This window comes from Idiomarina fontislapidosi, assembly GCF_003226255.1.
Taxonomy (GTDB): domain Bacteria; phylum Pseudomonadota; class Gammaproteobacteria; order Enterobacterales; family Alteromonadaceae; genus Idiomarina; species Idiomarina fontislapidosi.
Genome location: NZ_QJST01000004.1, coordinates 207,815 through 219,579, shown reverse-complemented (window position 1 = coordinate 219,579; position 11,765 = coordinate 207,815). Strand labels below are relative to the sequence as shown.

The following is an 11,765-nucleotide window of genomic DNA, read 5'->3' as shown; positions in this document are numbered from 1 at the left end:
TCGCAAAATGGCAATCAGCAACGGTACATAGAAATCGGTATCAACCGGCCAAGATAATTGCCGCTAGACCGGCCAAGGTAATTGACGCTAGATAACAACTATTTAAGTACAGGAATTAACTATGATTAGGGCCGAGTATACCCGCTTCATGCAAACCCTGCGGGATGAGAATGCAACAGTTTCTGTTCGTAAAATAGCGAACTTAGTCGCAGCCCGCATAGATGACTTGATTCCTTTAACAACCCATCAAGGTAAACGTATTAAAAAGGTAGTTGAGCTAGCACAAGAAAACTGGGAAAACATTCCAATTGAAATACCTCCAGTTAACCAGCAAGAGGCTGCTGAAGCGATACAAATATCAAGATTGAAATCCATGGAAGTGGGACCGTTTAGAGGATTCGCACGACAAGAAACTTTCGATCTCAATAATAGACTGGTTCTAATTTACGGCCCAAACGGAACAGGGAAGTCGAGCTTTTGTGAGGCACTAGAATATGCATTGTTAGGCAATGTTGCCGAGGCCGAAAACAAACGATTTCGCGACCAAAACGATTATCTTCGAAATGCGTTTGTAAATCAGTTAACACTTCCTTCAGTATTAGCGAGTGATAGGGATGGTAACGATGTTGTTGTAAACCAGAACGAATCAGCTTTTCGTTTTTGCTTCGTTGAAAAAAACCGAATTGATAATTTTTCAAGAATTGCTGCACAGGCGCCCGCAAAGCAAACGGAACTTATCGCAACCTTGTTTGGTCTGGATGCTTTTACAGAGTTTGTTCGTAATTTCACATCAGAAATAGGTGAGCAATACATTGATTTACATGGAAAACAGTCAACACTTCTAGCTCATAAAAAGCTAAAACTTCAAGGGGCTCAAGAACAAATCGAAGCGAGCACCCGTGAGCTTCAGCGAATTGAGGCTGAAGAACTGAAGTTGGCTACTAGTTATCAAAAAGACATCAGTTTTGAGAATTTGAAAACTGAGTTAAACGGCGATAATGGCTCTCCCGGACTTATACAGCAATTAGAGTGGGACTTACGACAACCCCCCCCGCAAAAAAGCAACCTCAGTGCGAGCAAGTTGGAAAAAATGGGGGATGAGGTGAATTCTTTAATTGATCAGTTAGGAGGAAATGAACAGCAGCTGGCTGACGCAAGTCATCAGGTCTCATTCAAACAACTCTATGAAGCGGTGGTGGAACTGCGTCAGGGCAGTGAAGACTTTTGCCCAGCGTGTCAAACTCCTTTAAGTGAGGCTGCTGTAAACCCATACACTCTTGCGGCGCAAGAGCTAACAAACTTGAAGCATTTAGCTGAACTACAGCAGAGCGGCGAACAGCTCGAAAAAAGAGCGCTACAAGTGATTTTTAAAATAAGTCAATTACTAAATAGCTGTGTAAGCCTAAATGCCTCAAACAATCCGTTAAAGCCGTTTGAGCTCACCGATAATCAGCCTGACTTGCAATGGTGGCTCTCATTGTTTGAAGAGCTGCATGATAAGCGTACCGCTTGGCAACATCTATCCGAGCAAGTTAAACGCCTAGAAGAAAATGATGCAACTATAGATGAAGCAATAGAGTTTAGGAATACTCAACAATGTCAATTGGAGCACCTCCGTGATATTTCACGTCAGGTAACTGTCTTGATAACCCAAAAGCAAACAGCGTTAGATAATTATGCTAGAGCCCAAAGTTTGATTGACAACTTTCAAGAGGAAAATGCGAAACTAATCGAGGGCGTTGAGGTTGAAAAGAGTGTTGTCGCAAGAAATCAGGAAATTGCCTCAGCTTACGCACTATTTGTTCGAAAATTGGTGAATTACAGTCGCGCATTGCCAACTCATTTGGTATCTGACCTTGGTGAGTTAGTCGTGCAGTTTTATAACGCTTTTAATCGAAATGATGCTCAATCTGAGCTATTGGAAAACGTAAAATTACCACTTGCAGCAAACCACCGATTAAAAATAGCCTTTAAACACCAACCCGAGCAATTCTTCGACGCATTGCATATTCTGAGTGAGGGACACGTCAGATGCCTAGGCTTAGCCATATTGTTGGCAAAAAACTTCAAGGAAAATGCACCGATACTTATTTTCGACGACCCAGTCAATGCGATTGACGACGAGCATCGTCATTCGATAAGAAGAACCCTGTTTGAGGACCAATACTTTGAGGCAAAGCAAATCATACTCACTTGCCATGGAGAAGAGTTCTTCAAGGATATACAAAACCTGCTGTCAGCCGAAGATGCGAGATCATCAAAAAAGGTGACTTTTTTGCCAATGCATGGGGAGCAACATATACGTGTCGACTTTAATTGTTCCCCCCGAAACTATATCTTGGCGGCACAACGTCATATCGAACGCAACGAGATTCGAGAAGCACTATCTAAGTCACGACAGGCGCTCGAATCTTTAGCCAAAGGAAAGGTTTGGAGGTATGTGCACAGTAATGGAGATGGTAACCTGAGTATTAAGTTACGCTCCCCAACGGCACCTATTGAGCTGAGAAACTTAACTGAACAATTGCGCAGTAGAATCCAACGGGTTGACTTTTCTGATCCAAATAAGGAAGCGGTATATGAGCCGATAAACTCTTTGCTTGGAATTAACGGGGGGAGTCGAGAGTGGCGGTATCTAAACAAGGGAACGCACGAGGAAGCTGACCGAGAGGAGTTTGATAAAGGAACCGTTGAGGAGATCTTGGCAACGTTAGCCGCTCTGGATGAGGCTCTCGCTTAACTTCTTCAGGCGACCTTTAAAGCTAATACCCAAATTATCGATAACGATAAAGACGGGTTAGCTGTTTACGAGTTTGGCTAAGAAGAGGAAAAGTCGAGACATTTGGGTTGATAGACCCACATAGGCGATGTCAGCAAGGATATGGTGTTAAAACGCAAGAAGTACTTTGTATTATATTACTTTAGCTTTTTGGGCCCTCTACTTGCGAGAGTGCCATAAAGAGGTGGCAAAGATGACCAAAAGTAGAAGTATAAGAAGGGCTAATAAAACAACAACTTCCTTGGCAGAGATTTTAGCGGCTGAGGGTATAAGGACAATAGTTCCTGGGCTCTCTATTTCATACGAGCTAGGGAAGCTCATGTTTAATCACGCCAAGCAGTTTCGCCAAGATCAAGTTGAGTCCAGATTGGAATTATTCCATGAAGCTCTGCTTAGCGATAACGTTGAATCCGAGCCCTCCTTAGACAGCAAATTTCTTAATAAACAGTTTGATATCGATGATTATCATTTACTTTTAGAGAGTTGTGTAAGGGATATTGAGGACGAGAAAGCTGAGGTATACGCCAATTTAATGCGATCGTTAATTGATCGTCGGATTATGCCTGAAAGGCGGCGAGATATTATTCAAATGGTTAGGGAACTTTCAAGCTATGAAATACGCCTTTTACGACAAGGTTATATCCATTCACGGTTCAGAATGTTTGGGGTCCAATCAGGACCTGATTTCAAAAGCGTTGATTCAGGAGGGAGAGCATCGGACCGTCGTTCGGTAAATAAATTCACTTACCATGGCTTAACTGATGAAAGAACCGGTAAGTTGACGAAGTTTGCGGAAGAGCTTATTGAACTTGTTTTTCCTGAAACTGAGCTTCTACCAGAGTCCATCGGTGCAGTTCAAGCATCTGGATTAAAAGTCCTAATCTTATGCTACCGCTTGGATGATCAATGGTCACTGGATGTTACTGAAGCCATACAGCAAGCTTTGGATCGCATGGCAACCGAATCATTTCCAGTAGCGTTGCTTAAGGCCAATGCGACTATCGGGCATACAATGCATCAAGCCGGAATTTTAATTGTGGATGACAGTGACGCCTTTAAGAACAATGTGGACTGGGAAGCGGTTAGAATGTTTTCCGAAAAACGACCATTGCTCCGAATAAATATCCGAGATAACAATGTAGATATTGGAAACGCTCGGGTGCTGGATGAATATGATATTGTCGGTAGTAGCAAGCAAGAAGTGCGGGATGAACTGGAACGGCTCTTCAAATCACTTTTACAGCATGATTATCCGCAGGCAGGGGTATGAATTGGTCAGTTTAATGTGTAAAGTTTTTAATGATTTTCATTAAAAGACTTTACACGAGATGATAGAGGTTGCGTAAAAACAGTGATTTAGACTGTGGAGTCACCCTCTTAAACCTTAAATAAGTACTATTTTATGGGCAGTTGGAGGCTAGTATATCACACACAAAAAAAATATTTACAGAAAAAGTCGTACTCTACCATTCTGACTCACGACTTCAATCGCTGGTTATCGAAAGCCCTCACTCGAGGGCTTTTTTGTGTCTAACACTAACGTTTGACACACAATGTGTAAATCGTGTGACAAAAGTGCACGGGTTATAGTGTTTACCACTCGCATTATCGAAAGCAAATATTCCCACCGTTAATATCTGTGTAACTTGTTAACAATACGTGATGTATCCGTACGCAGTATCGAACACTTTATAAGTACAGCAAAAATCCGATCATCAACGGAAAGTGGGAAAGAACAATGGAACGATTTAACCGCATTACCCTCGGCATATTGCTCACGTGCTCAATGCCTCTTTATGCACAGGCACAGCAAACAGTAGACCAAGAACCTGAAGCGCAACAACAAACTAAAAATAACGAAGAAGCCGCATCAGAAAAAGGTTTAGAAGTCATCTCGGTGACAGCGACAAAGCGTAAAACGAAATTGATGGAAACACCGGTGGCTATTTCAGCACTCAGCGAAGAAGTGTTAAAGCAAAATGGTGTGAACAATATTAAAGATATCGCGGGCTTGGTACCCGGACTTGATATTTCAACGGCAACCGATCAGTCGGCTCCGGTGATCTCTATGCGTGGCGTACGTTCGACCAACATTACCGAGCTAGGTGACCCCGCAGTAGGTGTCCATCTCGATGGTGTGTATTCACCACGAATGCAAGGTGCGTTGGCCTTAATGTACGATGTTGACCGAATTGAAGCACTGCGAGGACCGCAAGGCACGCTGTTTGGTCGAAATTCGACGGTAGGTAGTATTAACGTCATTTCAGCGAAACCCGAATTTGGTGAGCTATTTGGGAGTGTGAGTGGAGAGCTCGGTCGATTTAATGCTCGTAATATTGAAGGGTTTATTAACATCCCAGTGAATAGCGAGTTCGCTATTCGCATCTCCGGTAAGGGGTTAAAGCGCGACTCATACCTTGAAGGATATTATGATCCTAACCAATACGACCTGCGTCGCTTACCTGATGAAGTGATTAACGCTGAAGTCATTGCCGAGGACGCTTACTCAGGTGTGGGTTCCACTTTAACTCAGCGTGAAAACTGGTGGATTGATGGCGCGGGCACGGATCCTGAAAGACAACGTATTCGAGCACTCACACGCGCAGATGCCGATGACTTTTATAATAACGCAAATGAATACTCATACCGTGTCAGTGCGTTATGGGAGCCGCTCGATAGCAACTTCTCAAACCATACGATTTTTCAGCACTACATCAATAATAGTGGCAACAATGTTGACCTCGTAAATTGTGAAAAATTGGCGGGACGCTCGACCGAATATGGTGGTGACTGTTCAACTTTCTTACCGAGTGACAATACCTATCAAGCCGTCGTGAACGTTCCGGGCGAACTTAACCTCGACATCATGTATTTGCGTAACACGCTCAACTATACCTTTGATAACAATATGAGTCTCGTATGGTTACTCGGTTATGAGGACATGGAGCGTTCTTCTGCTCAGGATAGCGAGGTCTCGCTGGATCCTTGGGATGGTGCCACCTACTTTCTTGATGGTACTGGAGCAGAGTCGTACTCGACAGAAATACAACTGCAGTCAGATGACTATGGCGACTTAGTCTGGATAGCCGGACTCAACTATTTTCACGAACAAACCACCACCTACGGTTACTATGATAACCCAATGGATGACAAAGCATTTTGGGACCAGCCTGATCGGTCGACGGATGCCTATGCGTTATTTGGTCAAGCGACTTACAACATCACACCTAAGTTACACCTGACCTTAGGCTATCGTTTTAGTGATGAGACTAAAGAAGATAAAGGCGGACGTACGTATCGCTGCTCAAACGCTGATGGGTGTGCGCCGGGGTGGTTAAATCGCTCAACACTGAATGATTTACCCGTCGATTATTTTGAAGACCCATCAATCTATGCGTCCTATTTTGCGAACGATAATAAAGGCAGCTGGACTCGCAACGACTTTCGAGTTGGGCTCGATTATGACTTGACCGATGCGACCATGGTTTACAGTTATGTCGCTTCGGGTTTTAAGGCGGGTGGTATTGGTGATGTCTACGAAGTCGTGAATGATAGAACGGGCGAGACCACACGGTTTGAAACGCAATTTGATCCAGAGGAAGTGCTGACGTGGGAGGTCGGGGCGAAATCCAGTCTGTTTGATAACTCCTTGAACCTGCAAGCGGTGTTCTTCTATACCGATTACACTGACATGCAATATGCGTCGGTGGGCTCAATTGGTAACGTAGAACGCTTGTCGCCAGTAGAGGGTGAGGACGGCTCGCCGATTTTAGATGAAAATGGTGACCCAATTCTGGATTATCAAAACCAACCGGTTATTGCCTACTACACGCAAAATGTGCCTGGCTCAACGATAAAGGGTATCGAGTTTGAGTTTGACTGGAAGCCATACGAGAACGGACGCTTAAGTGGTTATGTAACTTGGACCGATGCGACGGTCACCGAGGATTGGATCACTAAATGGGATTACGATCCAGAGTACCTGTTTAATTTATCGTATGAGGAATCCGTCGATCCAACAAATACCGTGTTAACGACCAACCTCAAAGGCAATAACCTTGCGATGACGCCCGAGTATACGGCTAACTTAAGTTACACCCATACCGTTAATTTAGGCGCTTATGGTTATCTTCATGGATGGTTCAATGTCAGCTGGAAAGATGAGTCTTACTCTACTATTTGGAACGTCGATAAGCATTTAGATGATATGGATTTTGCGATTCCAGATGAAGCGGTTGCCTACATGGACGATAGTCGTGATGCGTTCGCTGTTCTCAATGCTTCACTGAAATACGAACCGCAGAACCAGAACTGGTTTGCTGAAATCTTTATTAATAATGCGACCGATGAAGTGGTTCAGTATTGGAACAACACCACCAAAGGTTTTGCTAAAGGCAGTTTTGGTATGCCACGTTACTACGGCATTCGCGCCGGTATTAAATTCTAGTAAGTCACTCGAAGCGCCTGCAGTCATAAGCAATATGATTGCAGGCCACCTGATGAATTCTCAAGCAATTATCCGATTAGCCCCAATGCTCACGAGGAGAGCCTGAATGCTCATGCGCAAAATACATAGGACACGCATTGTCGCACTACTATCAATCAGCTTTAGTAGCATCCTGTCTGCACAACAGGTCGACTGGTCGCTCGATAAATTACCTAAGTTAGATAATGAACAGGTCGAACAGCGCGTGCAACGCCTCATGCAAGATATGACCATCGAGCAAAAAGTGGCGCAAATGATACAGCCTGAAATCGGCTATCTGAGTGTAGAGCAAATGCGCCAGTATGGTTTTGGTTCCTACTTAAACGGCGGTAACACCGCGCCATACGGACAGAAACAGGCCGATCGCAGCACATGGTTAAAGTACGCTGACGAGATGTATCAAGCCTCGATTGATGACTCAAAGGACGGAAGCAGAATCCCCACGATTTGGGGCACTGACGCGATGCACGGACACAGTAATGTATTTGGAGCCACGTTGTTCCCGCACAATATTGGCTTGGGTGCGGCTCGCAATCCTGAACTGGTTAAAGAAATTGGCGAGGCGACAGCAAAGGAAGTGGCAGCAACCGGAATCGAATGGAGTTTCTCGCCGACGGTGGCGGTAGCACGCGATGATCGGTGGGGACGAGCTTACGAGAGTTATTCTGAGGACCCGGAAATCGTCAAAGAATACGCGCAAGCTGTCGTTGAGGGCATTCAGGGAACGTTGGGTAAAGACTTTCTAGAAGGCTACCACCGTATTGCCACAGCTAAGCACTTTATCGGTGATGGGGGCACCACAAAAGGCATCGATAGGGGGGATACACGTATCAGTGAACGTGAGTTGCGAGATATTCATGGCGCGGGTTATTTCTCTTCAATCAAGGCCGGTGTGCAGTCTGTTATGGCATCATTCAACAGTTGGAACGGCACCCGAGTGCATGGCCATCAGTATCTACTAACCGATGTCCTGAAACAACAGATGGGATTTGACGGGTTTGTGATAAGCGACTGGAATGCTCACAAGTTCGTCGACGGCTGTGACCTTGAGCAATGTGCGGCGGCGATTAATGCTGGTATCGATGTGTTGATGGCACCTGAACACTTTGAGGCGCTCTATAAAAACACGGTTGCTCAGGTTAAATCCGGTGTCATCTCAGAATCTAGAATTGATGATGCAGTCGCTCGCATTTTAAGAGCAAAAGTGCGTTGGGGACTGTTTGACCGTGCCAAGCCGTCGTTACGTCCAGAAACACAACACGCAGAATGGTTTAATGCTAAACAACACCGCGACCTAGCCCGGCAGGCGGTGCGTGAGTCTTTAGTGCTGCTTAAAAATAATAGTCAGGTGCTGCCGATTTCACCGACCGCTGATATTCTAGTCGCAGGTAAAGGTGCGCATAATATTGCGATGCAAGCAGGTGGCTGGAGCGTGTCTTGGCAAGGAACTGATAATACCAATGCCGATTTTCCAAATGCGACATCCATCTATGAAGGGATAAAGCAGCAAGTCGATGTCGCTGGCGGTAACATAACGCTTAGCGAAACTGGCGACTTCGAAGAAAAGCCAGATGTGGCGATTGTCGTGTTTGGTGAGCAGCCTTATGCAGAGTGGTTTGGCGATATTCAGTCGTTGGATTTTGGCGAGGTTGATAGTGAGAGCTATACGCTGCTTAAACAGTTACAAGCACAAGGAATTCCAACGGTTTCTATTTTCCTTAGCGGACGCCCGCTTTGGGTCAATAAAGAACTGAACGTTTCTGACGCGTTTGTCGCAGCATGGCTGCCGGGTTCCGAGGGGCAGGGGCTCGCCGATGTGATTTTGCGCGATGCCAATGACCGAGTGCAGTATGATTTTACTGGCAAGCTGAGTTTTTCTTGGCCTAAATTTGATAATCAATTTGTATTAAACCGATATGATGCAGATTATGACCCGCTGTTCCCATATGGTTACGGACTCAACTACGAGGATACTCAACGAGTGGGTCATCTGAGTGAAGATAAGCGGTTAACGAATAAAAATGGCACCAATGAAGACAGCGTTCCGCTTTTTGTGCGCAACTTAGCAGACGGCTACTTTTGGGGCACTGAAGAGGCAAACGGCGCGGTTAATCCGATCACTGGCCCCTCAGGAACAAGCGCCGATGGTCGTTCGTTGACCATGCAGTCCGTCAACCTTGCCTATCAAGAAGACGGTCGACGCTTTGTTTGGCATGGAGAGGGGACGGGTGTCAGCGCCGTGCTCGGGCAACAAGGCGTTGATAGCGTATCTACGGAGCAAAAGATGCGCTTTTTACAAGCTAAAATTCGCCTCAGTGATGGAGTGTCAGAGCACATAAAGGTCGGCGTCATGTGTAATCAAAAGGATTGCCATAACACGTTAACGCTTAATGGCTCGAACAACTCGCTTAAACCTGGCACGTGGCAGACCGTAGCAATCGAAACAGGATGTGAGAATGCGAATGTCCAAGCAAACGGACCGATTGTGTTACGGTTAAGTAGTTCAAATAACGCAGGGTTATCTATCGCCGATGTTGCTTGGGTAAAACAACCCAGCAAGACAGCTGTAACCCAACGCTGTGAGTAAAATAATGTTGAATAACGGTTTGTAATTTAACGATGTCAAAAGCCATCGAACGAGTAAGATTATTTTGGTTCTGTCAATTCTGCGGATGGTCTATCTATGCGCTGCTGACAGAGCTAATGATCAAGCTTCCAAGTGAGGAACCCTGGCAAGTCCACGTTCCTCACTTGCTCCTTGATGTGAGCTCCGGCTTTTTGATTACGACCGCGTTGCACGCTTTATATAAGCGCGCAAAGCGGCTTGATAAACTGACCGCGGCATTGCATGCTGGACTGGTTATTCTGGCTTCTTTGTTGTGGACTCAGTTCAAGTGGTTCTCGTTGCAAGCGCTTTATGGTGGCGCTTGGGAGCCCATGTCGTGGTTTGATTTTGGTACCTGGACAAGCGCTTCATTCACCATGCTAGCGACGTGGACAGCGGGTTACTATGGCATCAAAAGTTACCTGGATAATGTTGAACAACGCGAGAAAGCTGAGCGAGCAACGCACTTGGCAAAAGAAGCGCAACTAAAAATGTTGAGGTATCAGCTCAACCCCCACTTCATGTTCAATAGTATTAATGCTGTCTGTACGCTGATACTAAAGCACGAAAATGATCGAGCGGTTGATATGCTTGAGCAGCTTTGTGACTTTTTGCGTTATAGCTTATACACCGATGCATTAAAGAAGATTTCTTTAGCGGAGGAAGCTGCGCTGCTAAGGACCTACTTGGAAATTGAGAAAGGTCGCTTTCAAACCTCTTTAGATGTGTCCATTGATACCGATAGTGACTGTGACTCTGCTTTAATCCCACCCCTACTTATTCAACCGCTCGTCGAAAACGTCCTAAAGCATGGTATGCAGGCGAATCAAAAGATGATCATTGCTGTTCGCTTTAGTTTAACAAACAAAGACATTCAAATTGATGTAACTGACAATGGCAAAGGCTTCGACGAACAGCATAAATGTCAGCGCGGTATTGGTCTTGAAAATTGCCAACAACGTTTACGGTTGACCTACCAAGATAGGGCACAACTTACTACGGGAAACCGACCTGAAGGGGGTGCTTGGGTGCGAATTCAGATACCGCAAGAACGACCGAAGTCGATATCATGAAAACATTGAATACGCTTCTAGTAGATGACGAAGCGAGTGCGCTTGAAGGCTTGAGCCTGCGCCTTGGGCGGATTCCCGGTGTACATATTACGGCTGCAGTGACGAGTGTCGATGAGGCGATTGAATGCATTGCTCAAGATCTCCCCGATTTAATTTTTCTGGATATCCAAATGCCCGGTAAGAGCGGTTTTGACTTACTTAAGCAATTCCAACCTGAGCAACACCCCGCTGTTATATTCGTTACGGCATTCCATCAGTACGCGGTGCGAGCGTTTGACGTTGAAGCGGTCGATTATTTATTAAAACCTGTACGTCAGACCCGCTTAGCCGAAGCCGTCGAACGAGCGCGGTTGAGATGCAGTGAACCTCGATATAAAGCGCAGTTGCTCAACGCAGTTGAGACGTTAGAAGCCCAGTCTCAGCCAACCACAGCCGCATCGTCGAGTTATCGTGTCGAGCAAGAAAAGCTGATTATCACGGATGGTCGCAACTCGGGTCAGTTGGTGCCGTTTAATGATATCGCGTGGGTCGATGCGGCAGGGGATTATATGTGTATTCATACTGCCGCTGAGACCTATGTGATGAGAGCACGACTTAAACACTTAGTCGAGAATATATTGCCACCCGAGTTTATTCGAATACATAAGTCGACAGCGGTTAATGTGCGTTTTATTAAACATATTGAAGCCCTGAGAAATTCCGAATACCGCATCGATCTGACGAATGAAAAAACCCTAAAAGTGAGCCGCACATACAGCGCAGCACTTCGACACTATCTATTTACCCAATCTAAATAGTCGATTGCCAGCAAATTTACTTAGC

The 11,765-nt window shown here is 45.4% G+C and carries 6 protein-coding genes; all 6 read left to right on the top strand.

Annotated features, from left to right (window positions below):
- Nucleotides 1-121 precede the first annotated feature (121 nt).
- The gene (locus tag DFP83_RS06715) at nucleotides 122-2,740 is read left to right on the top strand and encodes an AAA family ATPase (protein WP_110574239.1); all 2,619 of its coding nucleotides are present in this window, start codon (nucleotides 122-124) and stop codon (nucleotides 2,738-2,740) included.
- A gap of 232 nt (nucleotides 2,741-2,972) precedes the next feature.
- A complete protein-coding gene (locus tag DFP83_RS06710) occupies nucleotides 2,973-4,049 on the top strand; it encodes a hypothetical protein (RefSeq protein WP_110574238.1) in 1,077 nt (358 codons plus the stop codon).
- A gap of 468 nt (nucleotides 4,050-4,517) precedes the next feature.
- Nucleotides 4,518-7,226, top strand: a complete 2,709-nt coding sequence (locus DFP83_RS06705) for a TonB-dependent receptor (protein ID WP_110574237.1) — start codon at nucleotides 4,518-4,520, stop codon at nucleotides 7,224-7,226.
- 112 nt (nucleotides 7,227-7,338) lie between these two features.
- Nucleotides 7,339-9,852 (top strand): glycoside hydrolase family 3 protein, encoded by a 2,514-nt coding sequence (locus tag DFP83_RS06700; RefSeq protein ID WP_110574254.1) that lies wholly within the window; start codon nucleotides 7,339-7,341, stop codon nucleotides 9,850-9,852.
- Nucleotides 9,853-9,968: 116 nt separating this feature from the next.
- Nucleotides 9,969-10,943 carry a sensor histidine kinase gene (locus DFP83_RS06695; RefSeq protein ID WP_241971603.1) on the top strand — a complete coding sequence of 325 codons (975 nt, stop codon included), beginning with the start codon at nucleotides 9,969-9,971 and terminating at the stop codon, nucleotides 10,941-10,943.
- Nucleotides 10,895-11,740 carry a LytR/AlgR family response regulator transcription factor gene (locus DFP83_RS06690; protein WP_241971602.1) on the top strand — a complete coding sequence of 282 codons (846 nt, stop codon included), beginning with the start codon at nucleotides 10,895-10,897 and terminating at the stop codon, nucleotides 11,738-11,740. Before DFP83_RS06695 ends, DFP83_RS06690 begins: the two co-directional genes overlap by 49 nt.
- Nucleotides 11,741-11,765: the final 25 nt, after the last annotated feature.